Origin of the sequence: Sodalis sp. RH20 (assembly GCF_047324205.1) — a bacterium.
Lineage (GTDB): Bacteria > Pseudomonadota > Gammaproteobacteria > Enterobacterales > Enterobacteriaceae > Acerihabitans.
The window spans coordinates 5,362,582-5,382,078 of sequence record NZ_CP178733.1; the positions used below are offsets into that span (position 1 = coordinate 5,362,582).

A 19,497-nucleotide genomic window follows, 5' to 3' on the forward strand; every position below is an offset into this window, starting at 1 on the left:
GAGGATCTCCATGACAAAGCAGACTGTTCCGGGCCGGAGCGGCGGTACGACGGCATCGCTCTATCGCCTGGCAACGAGCGATCATTTGTGTCCGTACGGTTTGAAGACGAAGTCGTTCCTGGAACGACAGGGTTTCTCCGTCGAAGACCATCTGCTGACGACGCGGGAGGAAGCCGATCGCTTCATGCAGGAGCATGATGTCAAGACCACACCGCAAGTTTTCATCGGGGGTGAGCGGATCGGCGGCTATGACGATACGCGCAAACACTTCGGCAAACGACTGCGCGGGAAGGACGAGACGACCTACCAGCCAATTATTGCGCTGTTCACCGTTGCGCTCTTGATGGGGATTGCGGTGAGCTGGTTCGCCTCCGGAACCGTGTTCAGCATCCATGCCGTCGAAGCGTCAATTGCCGTCGCCATGTGCTTGCTCGGTGTGCAGAAACTCCAGAACGTCGAAAGTTTCTCGACCATGTTCCTCAACTACGATCTTCTGGCGCGCCGCTATGTGCCCTATGCGTATTTCTATGCCTTCGGCGAGACGCTGGCGGGAGTTCTGATGCTGGCCGGAGCCCTGATGTGGGTCGCATCGCCCCTGGCTCTGTTCATCGGCACGGTAGGCGCCGTCTCGGTATTCAAGGCGGTCTACATCGACAAGCGCAAGCTCAAATGCGCCTGCGTGGGCGGCAACAGCAATGTGCCACTGGGCTTCGTCTCCCTTACGGAGAATCTCATCATGATTGCAATGGCCATATGGATGCCGTTGCGCATGGGATGGGGATAGTCGGAAAAAAGTCATGCCCGCGAAGTTTTCTATGGCTGTCATCTTGAACATGCATCAACGATTGCCTGCTGTTCCTCATCGAATTTCGGGATGCACGTTTACTCGCCATCCAGTGCAGTACATCGTTGGCAGATCGTTTCATTCTCCTGACATTCGATGAGGCATGTGAGCGTTTTAGCAGTACCGCGACGCAGAGAGCTGTATTGATCAACAAGAGGCTCTTTGTGGACGTCGCGCAGCGACTGTCTGTGCCGCGCGGCACACGGTAGACGCTGTAGAAACCGCCGGCCAGGAGCGATATCGCGCCACGCTCGCTGCCGTGCAATGGCAGTGTGTTCGTTTCTGTGTGTTTGGGGGTCTTATGCCTATTTTGTTCCCGTTGTTCCATTTGCCCTACTGGCGATACTTTCGCTATTGGGCGGCGCTGCTACTCGCCTTCTCGTCCTTTATCCCTACCAGTGAGGCAGCCCCGACGAGGGCGGTGTCGTTTGACGAGACGCTACTTCTGGCCGTCGAGCGTGCTCCCAGCCTCAACGCCCGGCAATCGCAAACCCAGGCTGCCCGCGAAGAAGCCATTCGCGCAGCGGCCCTGCCCGATCCAAGGCTGACTTTCGGCCTCGACAACTGGCCGGTCACCGGCGCCCAAGCCTTCGATGGGCGCGCTGAGGACATGACCATGAAGCGAATCGGCCTGATGCAGGAATTTCCGGCGCGCGCCAAGCGACAGGCTCGCCAAGCCGTGGCGGATCGCGGTATCGAGCAAGCCGAGGCGCTGTCTACCACTGAGCAACTGGCAGTCCGCCAAGTCGCCGCCAGCGCTTGGATTGCCCTATGGGCCGCTGAGCGTGAGCAAGAGGTGCTGACGTCCCAGCGAGAGCAGTCGGCACTGGCCATTCGGCTGGCCGAGGCCCGTCTGGCCAGCGGTGTCGGCACCGCTGCCGAAGCTCTGGCTGTGCAAGCTGCCGGGCTCGATCTGGAGAATCGCATCGACGCAGCACGTGCCGAGGTGGAGGCGGCTCGCGGCACGCTCGCTCGTTGGTTAGGAACCGATCCGATGGAGGTCGGTACGGTCGGCGTGCCACCGGACCTGGCGACGCTACCCGTCGATGCCGCTAAGCTGCTCGCATCGGTTGATCGCCAGGGACCGTTGCTGCCCTGGCGTTCGCGTGAGGCGGTCGCCGAAGCCGAGTTGGAGCTGGCGGCAGCGGAGAAGCGTCCAGACTGGCGCCTTGCCGCATCTTACGGACAGCGCGACAGATCGCGCAGCGATCTGCTGATGCTGGAAATCTCTGTGGACTTGCCATTGTTCACAGCCAACCGGCAAGACCGTGGCATCGCAGCACGCCGCGCGGAACGGGATGCCGTAGTCGCTTCCCATGAAGAGGCGCGCCGCATGCAGGTCGAGGCTGTGCATCGTGCCCTGGCGGTGTGGAATGGGCTCAAGCGTCAGGTTGCACGCAGTGAACAAGAGCTTCTGCCTCTGGCTTACGATCGGGTGCAGGCGGCTATAGCGGGCTACGGCGGTGGTGGTGCGCTGCAACCCTGGTTAGAGGCGCGCCGTAACGAGATCGAACTCCATATCGAGCACACCCGTCACGTCGCCGAACTTGGTCGGGCCTGGGCCTGGCTCGCCTACCTGTTGCCCATCACGGAGACCCTGCCATGAATCGCATCATGATCCGGGCAGGACTCATCGCCTCGGCTCTGGGGTTGTTGACCATCGGCATCGGCGGCGGCTACTGGTGGGCGCAACGACATGCCGATGCCCACGCAGAAGTGTCGCAACCCGCCGTGCCCGCGCCACAGGAGCGCCAAGTACTGTACTGGTACGACCCGATGGTGCCGGACCAGCACTTCGACCAGCCAGGCAAGTCGCCATTCATGGACATGCAACTGGTGCCGAGGTATGCCGAACAGGCTGCCACTGCGGGCGTGCGAATTGATCCGGGCGTACAGCAGAACGTCGGTATCCGCACCGCTGTAGTCGAAGTTAGCCAACTGACAGACCCCCTTCGCGCAACGGCCACCCTGACATGGGATCTACGACGGGAGTCGGTGGTCAGTGCGCGTGTTGATGCGATCATCACCCAGCTACACGTCAAGGCGCCTTTCGAATCCGTGCGCCGCGGCCAACCGCTTGCGACCGTACTGGCCCCGGCCTGGAGTAGCGCGATCGCCGAGGCACAGACTCTGGAAGAGGCGGACTCGGCAGCGGCAAAAAGCCTGCACACGGCGGCCATGCAGCGACTGCGACTGCTGGGGCTGTCCGACACCCGCTTGGGCCGCGATGGCAGTGTGGTGCTGCTCGCACCGAGCGATGGTGTCGTCAGAGAAGTGCTGGTGCGCGAAGGTCAGGCTGTTGCGGCCGACATGCCACTGTTTCGCGTCAACGGTACGGCCACGGTGTGGCTGGAAGCGGCGATCCCACAGGCAAGCGTAGGCGGCATCGGCCCAGGGACAAAAGTCGAAGCTACCCTCAGCGCAATGCCTGGACGGCGCTTCGCGGGAGAAGTCGAAGCCCTGCTGCCGCAGATCGAGCCCACCAGTCGCACTCAATGGGCTCGCATTGTTCTGAACAACCCGGACGGGCGACTGGTGCCTGGCATGTTTGCCGAATTGACCCTGCAATCCGCCGGGGCCGAGCAGGTGCCGCTGATACCGGCCGCCGCGCTTATCGCCACAGGTGACGACAGCCGGGTAATCGTGATGCGTTCCGACGGCGGCTTCGAGCCGGTGCGCGTGCGGACCGGTCGCAGCGGCGGTGGCCGTATTGAAATCCTGGAAGGTCTCCAGGGCGGTGAGCACATTGTCACCTCAGGCCAGTTCCTGATTGATTCGGAAGCCAGTCTGTCGGGTGCGTTGCAGCGGTTGGGGGCTCCAACGCCCGCCGCATCCGCACCGCCCGATGCGACGGAGAACCGGCCATGATCGCCCGGATCATTCGCGGCGCTGTCGCCAACCGTGCGCTCGTGCTTATCGGTGCAGTGTCGCTTGCGATCGTGGGACTGTGGTCGGTGCAGCACACACCGCTGGACGCGCTGCCCGACCTATCCGATACCCAGGTCATCATCCGGACCGAGTGGAGCGGCCAAACGCCGCACATTATCGAGGATCAGGTGACCTACCCGCTGACGACCACCATGCTGTCGGTGCCGGGTGTACGAGCCGTGCGCGGCTTCTCCTTCTTCGGCGACTCATTCGTCTACGTGCTGTTCGACGACGACACCGACCTGTACTGGGCGCGTTCGCGGGTGCTGGAGTATCTAAGCCAAGTACGCGATCGCTTGCCGGAAGGCGTCAGCCCGGCATTGGGGCCTGATGCCACCGGCCTCGGCTGGATTTACCAGTACGCCCTGGTTGACCGAACCGGCCAACATGATCTGGGACAGTTGCGGGCAATACAGGACTGGTTCCTGCGCTATGAACTCAAGACCATCCCGGACGTCGCCGAGGTCGCCAGCATCGGCGGTATGGTCCGCGCCTGGCAGATCGTGCCCGACCCGCAGGCGTTGGCTGCGCGCGGACTGACGGTGGCCCGGCTGATCGATGCGGTCCAGGCCGCCAATGGCGCCACGGGCGGCTCGGTCATCGAACAGGGGGAGGCCGAGTTGATGGTGCGCAGCGAGGGCTATCTGCGCAGCCAGACGGCATTCGAGCAGGTTCCGATCATGACCGATGGCGTGCCGGTCCTGCTCGGCGAAGTCGCGACGGTTCGGCGTGGCCCGACCTTTCGCCGCGGCATCGCCGAACTGGATGGTCAAGGTGAAGTTGCTGGCGGCGTAGTAGTGCTGCGAACCGGCAAGGATGCGTTGCGGGCGATCGATGCGGTGAAGGCACGTCTGGAGCAGTTGAAGACCAGCCTGCCCGCTGGCGTCGAAATCGTCCCGGTTTACGACCGCTCCGAACTCATCCATGAAGCGGTGCGCAACCTCAGCTTCAAGCTGGGCCAGGAGTTCGTTGCCGTCGCGCTGATCTGCGTGCTTTTTCTCTGGCACCTGCGTTCAGCGCTGGTGGCGGTCATTACCTTGCCGTTAGGTATATTGGCGGCCTTCATCGTCATGCGCTACCAGGGAATCAGCGCCAATCTGCTGTCGCTGGGGGGTATCGCGATCGCCATCGGCGCGATGGTGGATGCCGCCGTGGTGATGATCGAGAACGCGCACAAGCACCTCGAACATTGGCAACGAGTGGAGGGGCGCGAACCCAAAGGTGAGGAGCGCTGGAAGCTGATCACCGAGTCCGCCATCGAAGTCGGTCCGGCGCTGTTCGTCAGCCTGCTCGTGATCACTCTTTCGTTCGTGCCGGTGTTTGCGCTGCAGGCACAGGAAGGCCGGTTATTCACGCCGTTGGCCTACACCAAGACCTATGCGATGGCGGCGGCCGCCGGCCTGTCGATCACGCTGATCCCAGTGCTGATGGGTTATCTGATCCGCGGACGAATCCGACCGGAGAGGGAAAACCCGCTGAATCGCGTTCTTATCGCCGGCTACAGACCGCTGGTGGACCGAGTGCTGCGCTTCCCGCGCCTGACCCTGGTCTTGGGTGGCCTGATGCTGATACTCACACTGATTCCACTGAGCCGCCTCGGCAGCGAGTTCATGCCACCGCTGGACGAGGGCACCCTGCTATACATGCCGACCGCGCTGCCCGGGTTGTCGGCAGGCAAGGCCGCGGAACTGCTCCAGCAGAGCGACCGAATGATCAAGACGGTGCCCGAGGTCGCGCACGTCTTCGGCAAGGCCGGACGCGCTGACACTGCGACTGATCCCGCTCCGATGGAGATGTTCGAGACCACCGTCACCTTCAAGCCGCGCGATCAATGGCGACCCGGCATGACGATGACCAAGTTGCGAGAGGAACTCGACGCGGCAGTGAATGTGCCGGGACTCACCAACCTGTGGGTGCCCCCGATCCGCAACCGTATCGACATGCTTGCCACCGGCATCAAGAGCCCGATCGGGATCAAGGTCTCCGGACCCGATACGAAAGTCATCGAGGAAATCAGCAACGAGGTCGAACGCGTCGCCAAGACGGTGCCGGGCGTAAGTTCGGCCTTGGCCGAACGCATCACTGGTGGGCGCTATATCGATGTCGGTATCCGGCCTGGTGCCGCCGCGCGGTACGGGTTGAGTCAAGCGGACCTGCAACGGCTGGTATCGACCATCGTGGGGGGCGATCCGATCGGCGAAACCATCGAAGGCCGTGAGCGCTACCCGATCGTAGTGCGCTATCCGCGCGTGCAACGCGATTCGCTGGCCGCCTTGGCACAGTTGCCGATCATCGCCGCCGACGGTGCGCAGGTGACCTTGGGTCAGGTAGCGGACCTGTCGCTGACTTCGGGGGCGCCCATGCTAAAGAGCGAGAACGGACGTTTGGTGGGCTATGTTTTCGTTGATGTCGTGGATCGCGACTTGGGTTCCGTGGTGGCCGATCTGCAGCAGCGCATGGCGCAGGAGGTCGAGCTGCCGCCCGGTTACGGGCTTGCATGGTCGGGCCAATACGAGTATCTGGAGCGCGCCTTGGAAAGGCTCAAATGGGTAGTGCCCGCCGCGCTGTCCGTCATCTTCCTGCTGATCTATCTGGTGTTCCGACGCTTTGGCGAAGCGGCCATCATCATGCTCAGCCTGCCGCTGGCCCTGGTCGGCGGCTTGTGGCTGATCTGGGTGCTGGGACATGCAGTATCCATCGCTACCTTGATCGGCTTCATCGCCCTGGCCGGCGTCGCGGCAGAGTTCGGCGTGATCATGCTCCTGTATCTGCGCCAGGCTTGGGAACGGCGTTTGGCGCAGGGCGAACCGGAAACGATCGCCACGCTGGACGCAGCTATCCGCGAAGGTGCGGTGCTCCGCGTGCGCCCCAAGGCCATGACCGTTGCGGTGATCCTTGCCGCACTCTTTCCCTTGTTCATCGGCAGCGGTGCCGGCTCGGAAGTTATGCAACGCATCGCTGCCCCGATGATCGGCGGCATGGTGACCGCGCCGCTGCTCTCGATGCTGATCATTCCGGCAGCCTATCGATTGCTGCACGGTCGCGCCCTGAAACGCCGTCAGATAAGGGAGGGCATCGCCGTGACGTGACACAGGGCATGGACGATCACTCATCACCTATTTCGTTATCGCTACTGCATGTCGGCTGCAATGCCGTAGCGAACGAATCCGCAGTTGAAGTCTTTTGGAGAACTACGTCATGAAAATTCACATACTCTTGTTGACCGCCACGTTGCTGGCGGGCTGCTCGAAGGCGCCCGACGAGGTTGCGGATACGGGGCAGCGCGGTGCCCAGCCGATGCAGATGGCTGATGGCGTCGGTGCCAGAGCGGATGACGCCGCAACGGCGACGAAAGCCTCGGCAACCGGGACTATCGAAGCCATCGACGCCTCTGCAGGAAAGATCACGATCGCCCATGAGCCGGTGCCATCACTGCAGTGGCCGGCGATGACCATGGGATTCCGGGCTACGCCAGAGCAGGTCGCCTCAGTACAGGTGGGGCAGACGGTGCGGTTTGACTTCGAATCTAAAGGAATGGATGCGACGATTACCCAGATCGTTCCTGTCGAATAGATCGTGATCGCGAAGCGACGGGAGGTCTACCGAGGATCTGCCCACTGAACCACCGACTTGCCTGCCACCTCGGACGGGATTCGAACCTAACTCTCGCCATCGGGAAATTGCCGAATCTTGATGGTGCCCAGCTCCCGGCCGCCCGCATCGGCCAAATGGCGGGCCAATGCCTCGTTGCTGGGCAGAGGCAGGATCAGCCGATCGCCTCGGACGGCTTGGTGGCAGAGCTGAAATCGCATCTACCCATCGAGCGGCAGGCTCGCGGGATCGGGGATCTCTCGCGCTTTGAACACCCGCGCGCACTCATGTCCTACCTTGGACTGGTCCATCTCTCGATCGCAATTCATTCTTTCGTAAAGTCGCGAGAGTGACTCGTAGCTCCGATTGAAAAAAATGCCATATCAGCATTCAACATGATCGTGCTCTGGAACACCGTCTACATGGAGGCCGCCTTGAATCAGCTCCGGCGAGACCGCTATCCAGACGACGTGGCCCGGCATTCGCCGCTGCTGCATGAGCACATCAACATGCTGGGACGCTATTCGTTCTCGGTGCCGGAGGCGGTCGCCAACGGCGAGCTGCGGCCCTTGCGCGATCCGGCCGATGGGGCATAAGTGCCGATCAACCGGGCCGCTGGCGGTCGGTGCCCGCTACCCGGCGCAGCAAGACAGCTGCTTCACGTCCTTGGTGAAGGTCTGCGCTGCGAGCTTCAGCCCCTCGACCATCGTCAAGTAGGGGAACAACTGGTCGGCCAGTTCTCGCACCGTCATGCGATTGCGAATCGCCAGTGCCGCAGTCTGGATCAGCTCGCCCGCCTCGGGGGCCACCGCTTGCACACCGATAAGGCGGCCGGTGCCGGCCTCGGCGACCAGCTTGATGAAGCCGCGCGTGTCGAAGTTGACCAGTGCTCGGGGCACGTTGTCGAGCGTCAGCGTGCGGCTGTCGGTCTCGATGCCGTCGTGGTGCGCTTCGGCTTCGCTGTAGCCCACCGTGGCCACCTGCGGATCGGTGAACACCACCGCCGGCATGGCCGTCAGGTCCAGCGTCGCGTCACCACCGGCCATGTTGATGGCCGCGCGGGTGCCGGCTGCCGCCGCGACATAGACGAACTGCGGCTGGTCGGTGCAGTCGCCGGCCGCGTAGACGTGAGGTGTGCTGGAGCGCATGGCGTGATCGATGACGATAGCCCCCTGCGCGTTGACTTCGACCCCCGCTGCTTCGAGGTTAAGAGCGCGGGTGCTCGGTGCGCGACCGGTGGCGACCAACAGCCGGTCGGCACGCAGTTCGCCGAGTTCGGTGGTGAGCACGAATTCCCCATCCGCATAGGCGACCTGGCTGGCCTGCGTGTGATCCAGCACCTCGATGCCCTCGGAGCGGAACGCGGCCGTCACAGCTTCGCCGATCACTGGGTCTTCGCGAAAGAACAGCGTGCTGCGCGCCAGGATGGTCACCTTGCTGCCCAGCCGGGCGAAGGCCTGCGCGAGTTCGACGGCCACTACCGATGAGCCGATCACGGCCAGCCGGTCGGGGATCGTGTCGCTGACCAGCGCTTCGGTCGACGTCCAGAAAGGCGTGTCTTTCAAGCCTGGGATCGGCGGAATCGCCGGACTGGCCCCGGTGGCGATGAGGCAGCGGTCGAAACTCACCTCGCGCATGCCGTCGTCAGCGGTCGCCACGGTCAGCGTGTGCGCGTCCTTGAATCGGGCGTCGCCGCGCAGTACGGTGATGGCCGGAGTGCTTGCCAAGATGCCTTCGTACTTGGCGTGGCGCAGTTCATCGACGCGCCCCTGCTGCTGAGCCAGCAATCGCTCACGCAGGATCTTCGGCGAGGCGGCGGCAATGCCGCCATCGAACGAGCTCTCGCGCCGCAGGTGAGCTATGTGGGCAGCACGGATCATGACCTTGGACGGCACGCAGCCAACATTGACGCAGGTGCCGCCGAGGGTGCTGCGCTCGATCAGCGTCACGCGCGCCCCTTGCTCGACGGCCTTCAACGCCGCCGCCATCGCCGCGCCGCCGCTGCCGATCACGGCCACGTGCAGTGCAGCCTCATCGTCCTCGCGCTTTGCTTCGCCACCCAGCCGCTCTTGTGCTTTGTTCAGCAGGTCGCTGGGCTGCTCCGGCGCATCGGCAAGTTGCGCTCGGTAGCCGAGGGCGGACACCGCCGCGACCAGCGAGCTCACGTCCGCGGCGGTACCCACATTGGCCTCGATCTCGGCCTGGCGCTGTGAGTAGGACACCGAGGCCGAACGCACACCGGGCACCTTTTCCAATGCCTGCTTGATGTGCTCAGTGCACGCCCCGCAGGTCATGCCGTCGATGTGCAGTGTGATCGCCTCGGTCATCAGCGTGCGCTCACTTCTTGACGGTGGAAGGATAGCCGGCGTTCTCGGTGGCCTTGGTCAAGGCGGCCGGCGTGGTCTTGGCATCGTCGTAGGTCACCACTGCCTCCTTAGGCTCCCAGGTCACCTTGGCCTCGATGACGCCTTCGACCTTGGACAGCGCCTTTTTGACCGTGATCGGACAGGTGGCGCAGGTCATGCTCGGCACCGACAGCGTGACGGTTTTGGTGGCGGCCCAAGCGGGAACGCTCAGGACAACGGTTAGGGCGAGCAGTGCGATGAGTTTCTTCATGGCGATTTCCTTTCAGTAGAACAGGGGCATGAGGTAGGGGAACACGAGGGCGATCAGCACCAGGGCGGCGGCGATCCAGAAGATGACCCTATAGGTCGTCCGCGCCTGGGGCATGGCGCACACGTCGCCCGGCGCGCAGGCGCGAGCCGGCCGGAAGATTCGGCGCCATGCGAAAAACAGTGCGACGAGCGCCGTGCCGATGAAGATCGGCCGGTACGGTTCCAGCGCGGTCAAGTTGCCGATCCAGGCACCGGAGAAACCCAGCGTGATCAACACCAGTGGACCGAGGCAGCAGATCGAGGCGAGGATGGCGGCGAGGCCGCCGGCGGCCAGTGCGCCTCGACCGTTGCTGGGGTCTGCCATGTGAGGATCTCCTTCCGGGACTTCGCGTAATGCGCTAACGTTACTTCCGTAGTCAAGTACGGAGTCAAGCACAATGATGAACGATCCACCAATCCTGACCATCGGCGCCTTCGCCAAGGCCGCCGAAGTCAACGTAGAGACCATCCGGTTCTATCAGCGCAAGGGGTTATTGCCAGAGCCAGATCGGCTCTATGGCCGCATCCGCCGCTACGGACCGGAGGACGTGGCGCGGGTGCGCTTCGTGAAATCTGCCCAGCGGCTGGGGTTCAACCTGGACGAAGTCAGCCAGCTCCTGCAGCTGGAGGACGGCACTCACTGCAGCGAAGCCGCCGAGTTGGCTGCGCTCCAGCTCACCGACGTACGCGCCAAGCTGGCGGACCTATCCCGGATCGAAGCGGTGCTGTCCCGGTTGGTCAACGAGTGCCATGCGCAGCGGGGCAATGTGTCGTGCCCGCTGATCGATTCTCTGCATGGTAGCTAGGCGAGCTGCTTAATCCGATTTTCCGTTCCACTGCGCCTCAACCCCAGTTTCAATGGTCATTCTATGGAACTGCCGCTGTCGTTCTGGTGACATGAGCATTACATTTTTGTAATCTCTGCGTCATCATCCTGGCAGGTCCGGCTAGATAGATTGCTAGTTGAAGCCACCTGCCCCGATTCGCCTGCCATGAGGGGCCGGGCGCCGCATGAGTAACGCAACGATGAAACTGCTGATTGTCGAAGACGAGAACAAGACGGCGGACTATGTTCGTCAGGGCCTTATGGAAGCAGGGTTTGTAGTCGACCTGGCGCGCAACGGGCTCGATGGTCACCACATGGCCATGACCGAAGCCTACGACCTGATCATTCTCGATGTCATGCTTCCAGATATAGACGGCTGGCGCATCCTGCAGTCGGTCAGAACTGCGGGCAATCAGGTTCCGGTGTTGTTCCTGACCGCACGTGGCCATGTGGATGATCGCGTGCAGGGGCTGGAGCTGGGTGCCGATGATTACCTGATTAAGCCATTCGTCTTTGCCGAGCTGCTCGCTCGAGTGCGTACTTTGCTGCGTCGCGGCGCCATACCTACCCATCACGACCGCATGCTGATCGTGGATCTTGAACTGGATCTGGCACGGCGACGTGCGATCCGTGGCGGACGGCGTATCAATCTGACCAACAAGGAGTTCGCGCTGCTTGAGTTGTTAGCGCGTCGTCAGGGTGAAGTGTTGCCGCGTTCGCTGATCGCGTCCCAGGTCTGGGACATGAACTTCGACAGCGACACCAATGTGATCGATGTCGCGATTCGTCGGCTGCGGGCAAAGATCGACGATGACTTCGAGCCCAAGCTCATTCATACCGTCCGGGGCATGGGCTATACGCTGGATATTCCGGATGACGAATAGATCTGCTATCGCCCGTCGTCCAGCGTCACTCGCGTCGCGGGTGACTTGGTTGGTCGGCCTCGCGATGCTGCTGGTATTCCTGATATTCAACTGGCTCAGTGTCAGATCGTTGGATCAGCACTTCGCCGAGATGGACGAAGAAGAATTGGGGGTGATAGCCAGTTCGGTGATCCGGGCGCTAGGTGAGGTGCATGACAACAGCGATGCGCAGGCCTTGCAGCGTGCAGTCCGCGGGCACCATGGCGTCTACTACTATGTAGCCAATGCTGCTGGAGAAACACTCTATGCTCCCAGGGGTGGTCCCGATCTGGCACGCTTTACCGCGAATGAGCGTCCTATCGATCTCGCAAGTGAGCAGGAGATGTCGGTATGGGAAGAAAACGGGACGCACTATCGCGGCGCCGTTTTACAGAGCGGCGGCGATGACACCCTGGGTGAGAGGTACACGATAGCCGTTGCGATGGATATCGGTCACCATCTCACATTCATCAGCAGTTTTAAACGCATCCAGTGGTGGACGGTCGGCGTCGTCATGTGCATTGCGATCTTGGTGGCCTGGGGTGCGGTTCGCTGGGGGCACAAGCCGATCCGCAGGGCCAACGAAAAGATTCGAGCGATCACTTCTTCCAAGTTGTACATGCGATTGGACCCGAAGGAAGTGCCGATTGAACTGGAAGAGACCATCTCCTCGTTCAACGCTATGCTCGGGCGTATCGAGGAGGGATACGCGCAACTGGCCAATGTTTCCGCCGACATCGCCCATGAACTGCGCACGCCAGTCACCAACTTGACCACGCAGACGGAAGTGGCGGTGGGTCAGGCCCGTTCCGCCAATGAGTACCGGGAAATTCTCTACTCGAACCTAGAGGAATTCGGGCGCCTGAACCGGATGATCAACGATATGCTGTTTCTCGCGCAGACCGAGAGCGCTCCGGCCGATCTCTATCTGGAGACCGTGAATCTCACCGAAACGATCCAGGGATTGTTCGAGTATTTCGAGGCCTGGATGGAAGATCAGGGCGTCTCGTCGCAGCTCAAGGGACGAGCAGCACCGATACGGGCCGATCAGGAGATGCTTCGCCGCGCACTCAGCAATCTTCTCTCCAACGCGATCCGCTACACGCCACGCGGGGAAACCATTACCGTGACGCTGTCCCAGAATGAGAAAACCACCACCATCAGCGTCGAGAATCCGGGCGAGAAGATTTCGGCGGAGGATCTGCCAAGGCTTTTCAATCGTTTCTATCGCGGCGACCCGTCTCGGCAACGCAAGGGTGATGGTGCCGGGCTGGGGCTTGCCATTGTCAAGTCAATTGTCGAGGCGCACAAAGGCAAGGTCAATGTCGCATCCGACGATGCGCTGACGCGACTCCTCATCGTGCTACCGCGCGCTTCACCGAAGACTGATCGCGAGTAAATATTGGCAGCGCTCAGCATCCGAAGAACCTGCATACCCGACCTGTGCCAGCCGGTGATCAACGCCGTCGTCTGCTAAGGTCCCGCCCGGAAGCCCGCGATCTGCTCCACCAGCGCCGAAGGTGTGGTCGCGCGGGCTCCTTGATCCTGCGGCGGTAGCCTCGCCTCATAGCCCACAACCATCAAGCTGCCCACCTGTTCCGTCGCCAAGGCTCTCCCCAAGCGAGCCTGCTTCGGGCGATTTTTCATGCTGCGGCGGGAGCATGCAGCGCACGTAGCTGTAGACGGCAAATAGGGGTACGTGTTACAATAGATCGGATATGAAGCTGCTGTGGGAGAGTTCGCTTCCGCATGTATCTTCCCCGGTTAACTGAACCTCGGTCTGCCATGACCCGTACCGCTTCGATCAACGTTGCTCAGTGGTGGCGCTTCCAGTAGGAAGCGGCACGTCGTTGCGGCCTCGATCCGCACCTTGCCGCCGTACCGGTAGGCAAGGTTCAGCAGATGGCTCTCCGGCACGGCGGCTCCAAAACTCAGGAGATTGCCCGATGCCATTAAATCCCCCCGCCATAGGTAGCGCCTCGCGTACCCCGTCCTCGTGGTGCTCAGTTGCGCACGTCGCTCACCGGCGTTCAGGCCCACAGCCTCGCAAGCAACCTCATCGAGGCCCCTTGCATGGAAGCACTGTGAGGCCGGCCTCTATGCTCGCCAACACCCTACAAGGACACTCTTCGGCGCTTGTTCTGCCGAAGTCTGGCGCGAGTGTGTATATATCTGTGTATATAAAGTTAGGGTCGATCATGAAAAATACAATGAAATCAACAGGATGAATCGCCTATGTTGCTGATGATCGATAACTATGACTCCTTTACCTACAACCTGTACCAATATTTTTGCGAGCTGGGCGCGCAGGTAGAGGTATGGCGCCACGACCGGTTGCAACTGGCCGATATCGAGCGCATGGCCCCGCGGCAACTGGTGATTTCCCCGGGTCCCGGCACCCCCGACGAGGCCGGCATTTCACTGGCGGCTATTCGTCATTTTGCCGGCAGGATACCTATACTCGGCGTCTGCCTGGGTCATCAGGCCATTGCGCAGGCTTTCGGCGCCCGCATCGTGCGCGCAAACCAGGTGATGCACGGCAAAACCTCCGCCATTACCCATGACGGCCGCGGCGTCTTCGCCGGGCTGGCCCTGCCGCTGACGGTCACCCGCTACCATTCCCTGGTGATCGACCGCGCCGGCTTGCCCGATTGCCTGGAGGCGACCGCCTGGAGTCTGCGCGACGGCGCGCGGGATGAAATCATGGGCATCCGTCATCGAACCCTGCCGCTTGAAGGTGTACAGTTTCATCCGGAAAGCGTGCTCAGCGAGCAGGGCCATCAACTCCTGGCGAACTTTCTTGCGTGTTAGCCGATCGGCATGTTGATATAGCATTAACGGACAAGACCACGGGCAGCGGCTTTTTTTCGCTCTAATGGTGATAAAACGATTGCACTGAAGTGATTTTTTATTCATATTTTATGACTATAATGTCACTTCTTATTTTGTTGCGGACCGGGTAATTACATATGAATACAGATAATAGCGCAGTAACGCGGGAAACTTTCGACCAGGTTATTCTGCCGGTTTATGCACCGGCGCAGTTTATTCCGGTCCGGGGCAAGGGTAGCCGGGTATGGGACCAGGACGGAAAGGAATATATTGATTTCTCCGGCGGCATTGCCGTCACTGCGCTGGGACATTGCCACCCGGCGCTGGTCGCGGCGCTGAAAGCCCAGGGCGAAACCCTATGGCACACCAGCAACGTCTTTACCAACGAACCGGCGCTGCGCCTGGCGCGCAAGCTGATTAACGCCACCTTTGCCGACCGGGTGTTTTTTGCCAACTCGGGCGGCGAGGCCAATGAAGCGGCGTTTAAGCTGGCGCGTCACTACGCCATTACCCGCCACAGCCCCTATAAAACCAAAATCATCGCTTTTCATAACGCGTTCCACGGCCGCACGCTGTTTACCGTTACCGTGGGCGGGCAACCGAAATATTCCGACGGCTTCGGGCCAAAACCGGCGGATATCGTCCATGTGCCTTTTAACGATCTGGCGGCCGTCAAGGCGGTGATGGATGATCATACCTGCGCCGTGGTGGTGGAGCCGATTCAGGGTGAAGGGGGCATTATGCCCGCCACGCCGGAATTCCTGCAGGGCCTGCGCGATCTGTGCGACCAGAATCAGGCGCTGCTGGTGATGGACGAAGTGCAGTGCGGCATGGGGCGCACCGGCAAGCTGTTTACCTATATGCACTATGGCGTAACGCCGGATATTCTGACCACCGCCAAGGCGCTGGGCGGCGGTTTCCCCATCAGCGCCATGCTGACTACGGAAGAGATCGCCTCGGTGATGAAAGTGGGCACCCATGGCACCACCTATGGCGGCAATCCCCTGGCCTGCGCGGTATCCGAGGCGGCGCTGGATGTGATTAACCAGCCGGAAGTCCTGGCGGGCATTAACGAAAGGCACGATCGTTTCGTCAGCGCGCTCCAGGCGATTGACGACAAATATCAGGTATTTTCGGATGTGCGTGGCATGGGCCTGCTGCTGGGCGCCGAACTGCGGCCGCAGTTCCATGGCCGGGCGCGCGAGTTCCTGCACGCCAGCGCCGCGCAGGGCCTGATGATCCTCAACGCCGGTCCGGACGTCATCCGTTTCGCGCCGTCGCTGGTGGTGGAGTTCGCCGATATCGAACAGGGCATGGCCCGGTTTGAACAGGCGGTGGCGCAGGTTATCGCCGCCAAACCCTAAGGCGCGCGGCGGGAGACTAATGGCTTAACCGGCGCGCCAGCCAGTTGCCGTGCTGCGGCCGCTGGCGCCAGGCTACCGATGAAATCGTATGCATCACGCCCAGATGGAACAGAATACGCCGCAGATGGCGTTCCATCAGGGTGCCGGGCAGCTCCGGCGTTTCGCCGGCGGCATCCATCACCGGGCTGTCTGAGCTTGGGCCGTCATATTCCAGCCGTTGCTGGCAGCGCTGCAGCGCCACCTCGCAAGAGGCCAGGTACTTTTGCGCCAGCGTCGGCGTCAGCATGTAGTGATCCCGCGCCAGGATGGTCATGGCATTGATGTGCTCGACGATGAACTGGCTATGGGTCACCCATAAACGCATATCGGTCAGATAGCGCGAATTAAACGCCGGTTCCCGCATCGCCTGGCTAAGCGACGTAAACAGCGCGTTGTGCGCCTGGTTGACCTTCATGCGCGCGTAGGCCAGCGCCGCCGGCTCGGGGGCGGGTTGCAGCAGCAGTCGCAGCGCGTCCTGGTCCCGCTCCAGCGCCAGATGGGCGTTTTTGCGCAGCATACCGCTTTGCCACTGCGGCCATAACCACAGCATGCCGCCGAACGCCAGCATACAGCCGATCAGCGTATCCACCAGCCTGGGCACCAGGAAATGCGCGCCGTTCAGCGACAGTAGCTGCAACGTATACACCGCGGTCACCGTCATGCCGATCATCGCCAGGCCGTAATTTTTGCGCAACACCAGGTAAGACGCCAGCGTCAGGAACAACATGCACAGCAATACCGTGCCGTCGCTCAGCCTGAATTGCAGCGTGCCGGCGGCAATCACCAACCCCGCCAACGTGCCCAGGGCCCGATGCTGGATCCGCACCCGGGTGGCGTTATAGCCGTTCTGGCTGACAAACATCACCGTCATTAAAATCCAGTAGGGTTTGGGGAGATCCAATACCAGCCCCAGGCTGCTGCCGATGGCCAGCATAATCCCAAGCCTTGCCGCGCTGCGCAGCGCCATGGATTTAAAGGAACAGTAGCTGACCAGCGCATGCCAAAACGACAGCCGCTGCTGGTTGTCGGCCATCAGGTCGCGGCGGTAAAGCGGGCGCTGGGTACGCAGCAGCCGGGCGATACGGCTGAAATGGTAATAACAAAACTGTCCGACCGGATTATCCGGATGCCGGTCGGCAATTTTTTCCAGGGCCGACAGCGCGGTGGCCATGTTAAAACGCCCCGGCTGCCGGTGATAGAGAATATCATCCGCCAGTACCCGCAACCGCGCGGCAATCAACCGGGCGTTATAGCGGATAACCGCCTCGGCGTGGCTTTGCGCCACCAGTTTTTGTACTTCGTCCGGCTGGTGCAGGCTGACGGCGATATGCTCCTGCAAATCCAGCGCCACCTGGAAAGAACGCAGCAGGCGTTTGTACTGCAGCTGATCATTGGCCGACAGCATATAAAGCTGCTGGTATACCTGGGCAATCAGATCAATCACCGCCTGCTGGCGGGCAAACAGCGGCGGCAGGGCGGTTTCCGGATCGGTATGCTGTGTCAGCAGGGTATATTTCGCCTCGATATAATCCGCCAGCTCCCGATACAGCAGGCTAAGAGATTCCCGCATCGGCTGCTCCTTCCACAACCGGAACCACAGGGCGTTGAACAGTCCGTACCAGGCGGTGCCGGCAATATACAGCAGCGGCGGCACGACGGGCGGCACATTGCCGGCCAGGCCCAGGGTAAAGATGGCGGCGATAAGCGCGGCGGGCAATAAACGGCCGTGCAGCGGGCTGATTTCACCGGTAACGCCGAACAGCAGCGCCAGGCCGAGCATCACCAAGGGCAACGGCACCGGCACGGCCAACAGCACCTGGATCAGCACGCTGCTCAGCGCGAACAGCGCACCGCCGACGGCCAGGCGCTTGAAAAACCGTTTATGCAGGGTATCGAGGCCGGCGATATTGCAGCAGGCAGGGACCAACGAAAACAGCAGGCCGTTTTGCAAGCTGCCGAATAACAGGCCGGCGGCCACCGGCAGGCATAGCACGATGGTTTGCCGCAGGGCATAGTTTACTTCAGGGTGGTAGATTAACCGGCGCCACATACTGTCAGCAAAAAAAGCGTGGTACGAAGCACCACGCCTGTATAACGGGGCTATCAGCGCGTGCCGTAAACAACAATGGTTTTACCGTGCGCGGATATAAGATTTTGATCTTCGAGCATTTTAAGAATACGTCCTACCGTCTCGCGGGAACAGCCGACAATCTGGCCGATTTCCTGACGGGTGATTTTTATCTGCATGCCGTCGGGGTGGGTCATGGCGTCGGGTTGTTTCGCCAGGTTCAACAGGGTTTGCGCTATGCGTCCGGTAACGTCCAGGAATGCCAGGTTGCCGACTTTTTCCGACGTTACCTGTAAACGACTGGCCATTTGCGCCGACAGGCGCATCAGGATATCCGGATTCACCTGAATCAGCTGCCGGAATTTTTTATACGAAATCTCGGCGACTTCACAGGCGGTTTTCGCCCGTACCCAGGCACTGCGTTCCTGACCTTCCTCGAATAGGCCGAGCTCACCGATGAAATCTCCCTGGTTAAGATAGGAGAGAATCATCTCTTTGCCTTCTTCATCCTTAATCAGCACCGCCACGGCGCCCTTAACGATGTAGTAAAGCGTTTCAGCCTTTTCACCCTGATGTATAAGTGTACTCTTCGATGGATACTTATGAATATGGCAATGAGACAGGAACCATTCGAGAGTCGGGTCTGTTTGCGGTTTGCCGAGAACCATTCGCTGTTATCCTCTTTTGTCATCGCTATCCCAGGTTCGGGACATCGTATTCCCTGTTACGGCGCTTGTATTATTCACTCTGACTCCGCGTTTAAACGGAGCGACGTAAGGGAACTTATTAGGGTCTGGTAATGTGATGTTCCGATCGATCTCTTGCCCTTTCATTATCATGAGGCCGATCCAGCCTTGTTTTTAGCATAGGTTTGAAGCAGTGTCTTCTGTTGTCTTGCTTCAGCATGAAGTATGTTCAGTAACATTGCCAGTTTTCCAACAAAAATGTAGTCTGCTGGAAAGCTTTTCATCAGGAGTATCATAATGCAGGCACGGGTCAAATGGGTAGAAGGGTTGTCTTTCATGGGCGAATCCGCCTCGGGCCACCAGGTTTTGATGGATGGGAACGCGGGCGAAAAAGCGCCCAGCCCAATGGAAATGGTATTGATGTCGGTCGGCGGCTGCAGCGCCATTGATGTGGTATCGATTTTACACAAAGCGCGGCAGGACGTCCGGGACTGCGAGGTCAAACTCACCTCCGAGCGCCGCGACGAGGCGCCGCGCCTGTTTACCCATATCAACCTGCATTTTATCGTCACCGGCGCCGGGCTGACCGACAAGGCGGTGGAGCGGGCGGTGACGCTATCGGCGGAAAAATACTGCTCGGTCTCACTGATGCTCGGCGCGTCGGTCAATATGACCCACAGCTTTGAAGTGCGCGACGAACACCACGCCCCCGCCGCCTAACCGTCCCGCCGTCACCGCACTCCAACCCGGCGTGTTCAAGGGA

At 60.9% G+C, this 19,497-nt stretch carries 17 protein-coding genes and 1 pseudogene; 12 read left to right on the plus strand and 6 right to left on the minus strand.

Translation table 11 applies throughout. The annotated features are described in order from the left end of the window. Positions 1-10: 10 nt before the first annotated feature. The 6 genes and pseudogenes from ACL2XM_RS24360 to ACL2XM_RS24385 form a co-directional block, all read left to right on the plus strand. Complete coding sequence (locus ACL2XM_RS24360; protein ID WP_413731836.1) at positions 11-784, plus strand: glutaredoxin family protein; 774 nt, start codon at positions 11-13, stop codon at positions 782-784. A 361-nt stretch (positions 785-1,145) separates the two neighbouring features. Beyond that, positions 1,146-2,450, plus strand: a complete 1,305-nt coding sequence (locus ACL2XM_RS24365; protein ID WP_413731838.1) for a TolC family protein — start codon at positions 1,146-1,148, stop codon at positions 2,448-2,450. After that, a complete protein-coding gene (locus ACL2XM_RS24370) occupies positions 2,447-3,712 on the plus strand; it encodes an efflux RND transporter periplasmic adaptor subunit (RefSeq protein ID WP_413731840.1) in 1,266 nt (421 codons plus the stop codon). The genes ACL2XM_RS24365 and ACL2XM_RS24370 overlap by 4 nt, the downstream gene beginning before the upstream one ends. Further along, on the plus strand, positions 3,709-6,861 hold the full coding sequence (locus tag ACL2XM_RS24375) for an efflux RND transporter permease subunit (RefSeq protein WP_413731841.1): 3,153 nt from the start codon (positions 3,709-3,711) through the stop codon (positions 6,859-6,861). The genes ACL2XM_RS24370 and ACL2XM_RS24375 overlap by 4 nt, the downstream gene beginning before the upstream one ends. Before the next feature lie 109 nt (positions 6,862-6,970). Beyond that, positions 6,971-7,345: a copper-binding protein gene (locus tag ACL2XM_RS24380; protein WP_201305607.1), complete on the plus strand. Its 375-nt coding sequence runs from the start codon at positions 6,971-6,973 to the stop codon at positions 7,343-7,345. 410 nt (positions 7,346-7,755) lie between these two features. Next, a pseudogene (locus ACL2XM_RS24385) lies at positions 7,756-7,959 on the plus strand (Tn3 family transposase); the annotation flags it as partial. A gap of 36 nt (positions 7,960-7,995) precedes the next feature. Here ACL2XM_RS24385 and merA read toward each other — a convergent pair. The 3 genes from merA to merT are packed head-to-tail and all read right to left on the minus strand — an operon-like array spanning position 7,996 to position 10,342. Then, positions 7,996-9,690 carry a mercury(II) reductase gene (gene merA, locus ACL2XM_RS24390; RefSeq protein WP_159558711.1) on the minus strand — a complete coding sequence of 565 codons (1,695 nt, stop codon included), beginning with the start codon at positions 9,688-9,690 and terminating at the stop codon, positions 7,996-7,998. Between the two features lie 10 nt (positions 9,691-9,700). Then, entirely contained in the window at positions 9,701-9,979 is a 279-nt protein-coding gene (gene merP / locus ACL2XM_RS24395) for a mercury resistance system periplasmic binding protein MerP (protein ID WP_413731844.1), read from the minus strand. A 12-nt stretch (positions 9,980-9,991) separates the two neighbouring features. Further along, entirely contained in the window at positions 9,992-10,342 is a 351-nt protein-coding gene (gene merT / locus ACL2XM_RS24400) for a mercuric ion transporter MerT (RefSeq protein WP_159558713.1), read from the minus strand. Positions 10,343-10,415: 73 nt separating this feature from the next. Between merT and merR the strand changes: the two genes are divergently transcribed. The 5 genes from merR (at position 10,416) to argD (ending at position 15,941) form a co-directional block, all read left to right on the plus strand. Next, positions 10,416-10,823 (plus strand): Hg(II)-responsive transcriptional regulator, encoded by a 408-nt coding sequence (gene merR / locus ACL2XM_RS24405; RefSeq protein WP_159558714.1) that lies wholly within the window; start codon positions 10,416-10,418, stop codon positions 10,821-10,823. A gap of 220 nt (positions 10,824-11,043) precedes the next feature. Then, a complete protein-coding gene (locus tag ACL2XM_RS24410; protein WP_159558715.1) occupies positions 11,044-11,727 on the plus strand; it encodes a heavy metal response regulator transcription factor in 684 nt (227 codons plus the stop codon). Further along, entirely contained in the window at positions 11,717-13,144 is a 1,428-nt protein-coding gene (locus ACL2XM_RS24415; RefSeq protein WP_159558716.1) for a Cu(+)/Ag(+) sensor histidine kinase, read from the plus strand. Before ACL2XM_RS24410 ends, ACL2XM_RS24415 begins: the two co-directional genes overlap by 11 nt. A gap of 836 nt (positions 13,145-13,980) precedes the next feature. After that, complete coding sequence (locus tag ACL2XM_RS24420; RefSeq protein WP_413731847.1) at positions 13,981-14,556, plus strand: aminodeoxychorismate synthase component II; 576 nt, start codon at positions 13,981-13,983, stop codon at positions 14,554-14,556. A 158-nt stretch (positions 14,557-14,714) separates the two neighbouring features. Continuing rightward, the gene (gene argD / locus ACL2XM_RS24425; RefSeq protein WP_410013257.1) at positions 14,715-15,941 is read left to right on the plus strand and encodes a bifunctional acetylornithine/succinyldiaminopimelate transaminase; all 1,227 of its coding nucleotides are present in this window, start codon (positions 14,715-14,717) and stop codon (positions 15,939-15,941) included. A gap of 16 nt (positions 15,942-15,957) precedes the next feature. Here the strand turns inward: argD and ACL2XM_RS24430 are convergent, their stop codons facing one another. The 3 genes from ACL2XM_RS24430 to ACL2XM_RS24440 form a co-directional block, all read right to left on the minus strand. Beyond that, positions 15,958-18,030, minus strand: a complete 2,073-nt coding sequence (locus tag ACL2XM_RS24430; RefSeq protein WP_413727599.1) for a YccS/YhfK family putative transporter — start codon at positions 18,028-18,030, stop codon at positions 15,958-15,960. 53 nt (positions 18,031-18,083) lie between these two features. After that, positions 18,084-18,716: a cAMP-activated global transcriptional regulator CRP gene (gene crp, locus ACL2XM_RS24435; protein WP_034895576.1), complete on the minus strand. Its 633-nt coding sequence runs from the start codon at positions 18,714-18,716 to the stop codon at positions 18,084-18,086. 167 nt (positions 18,717-18,883) lie between these two features. Continuing rightward, positions 18,884-19,072: a hypothetical protein gene (locus ACL2XM_RS24440; protein ID WP_410016823.1), complete on the minus strand. Its 189-nt coding sequence runs from the start codon at positions 19,070-19,072 to the stop codon at positions 18,884-18,886. Here ACL2XM_RS24440 and ACL2XM_RS24445 point away from each other — a divergent pair. Then, complete coding sequence (locus ACL2XM_RS24445) at positions 19,032-19,454, plus strand: OsmC family protein (protein WP_410013259.1); 423 nt, start codon at positions 19,032-19,034, stop codon at positions 19,452-19,454. The two genes, ACL2XM_RS24440 and ACL2XM_RS24445, sit on opposite strands and share 41 nt — an antisense overlap. Positions 19,455-19,497: the final 43 nt, after the last annotated feature.

What these genes read in the sequence shown, in the direction of transcription:
- crp (WP_034895576.1), bottom strand. Translation starts at nt 18,716, where the DNA reads ATGGTTCTCGGCAAACCGCAAACAGACCCGACTCTCGAATGGTTCCTG.
- ACL2XM_RS24380 (WP_201305607.1), top strand. Translation starts at nt 6,971, where the DNA reads ATGAAAATTCACATACTCTTGTTGACCGCCACGTTGCTGGCGGGCTGC.
- ACL2XM_RS24410 (WP_159558715.1), top strand. Translation starts at nt 11,044, where the DNA reads ATGAAACTGCTGATTGTCGAAGACGAGAACAAGACGGCGGACTATGTT.
- merA (WP_159558711.1), bottom strand. Translation starts at nt 9,690, where the DNA reads ATGACCGAGGCGATCACACTGCACATCGACGGCATGACCTGCGGGGCG.
- merP (WP_413731844.1), bottom strand. Translation starts at nt 9,979, where the DNA reads ATGAAGAAACTCATCGCACTGCTCGCCCTAACCGTTGTCCTGAGCGTT.
- ACL2XM_RS24415 (WP_159558716.1), top strand. Translation starts at nt 11,717, where the DNA reads ATGACGAATAGATCTGCTATCGCCCGTCGTCCAGCGTCACTCGCGTCG.
- ACL2XM_RS24365 (WP_413731838.1), top strand. Translation starts at nt 1,146, where the DNA reads ATGCCTATTTTGTTCCCGTTGTTCCATTTGCCCTACTGGCGATACTTT.
- ACL2XM_RS24430 (WP_413727599.1), bottom strand. Translation starts at nt 18,030, where the DNA reads ATGTGGCGCCGGTTAATCTACCACCCTGAAGTAAACTATGCCCTGCGG.
- merT (WP_159558713.1), bottom strand. Translation starts at nt 10,342, where the DNA reads ATGGCAGACCCCAGCAACGGTCGAGGCGCACTGGCCGCCGGCGGCCTC.
- merR (WP_159558714.1), top strand. Translation starts at nt 10,416, where the DNA reads ATGATGAACGATCCACCAATCCTGACCATCGGCGCCTTCGCCAAGGCC.
- ACL2XM_RS24440 (WP_410016823.1), bottom strand. Translation starts at nt 19,072, where the DNA reads ATGAAAGACAACCCTTCTACCCATTTGACCCGTGCCTGCATTATGATA.
- ACL2XM_RS24370 (WP_413731840.1), top strand. Translation starts at nt 2,447, where the DNA reads ATGAATCGCATCATGATCCGGGCAGGACTCATCGCCTCGGCTCTGGGG.
- argD (WP_410013257.1), top strand. Translation starts at nt 14,715, where the DNA reads ATGAATACAGATAATAGCGCAGTAACGCGGGAAACTTTCGACCAGGTT.
- ACL2XM_RS24375 (WP_413731841.1), top strand. Translation starts at nt 3,709, where the DNA reads ATGATCGCCCGGATCATTCGCGGCGCTGTCGCCAACCGTGCGCTCGTG.
- ACL2XM_RS24420 (WP_413731847.1), top strand. Translation starts at nt 13,981, where the DNA reads ATGTTGCTGATGATCGATAACTATGACTCCTTTACCTACAACCTGTAC.
- ACL2XM_RS24360 (WP_413731836.1), top strand. Translation starts at nt 11, where the DNA reads ATGACAAAGCAGACTGTTCCGGGCCGGAGCGGCGGTACGACGGCATCG.
- ACL2XM_RS24445 (WP_410013259.1), top strand. Translation starts at nt 19,032, where the DNA reads ATGCAGGCACGGGTCAAATGGGTAGAAGGGTTGTCTTTCATGGGCGAA.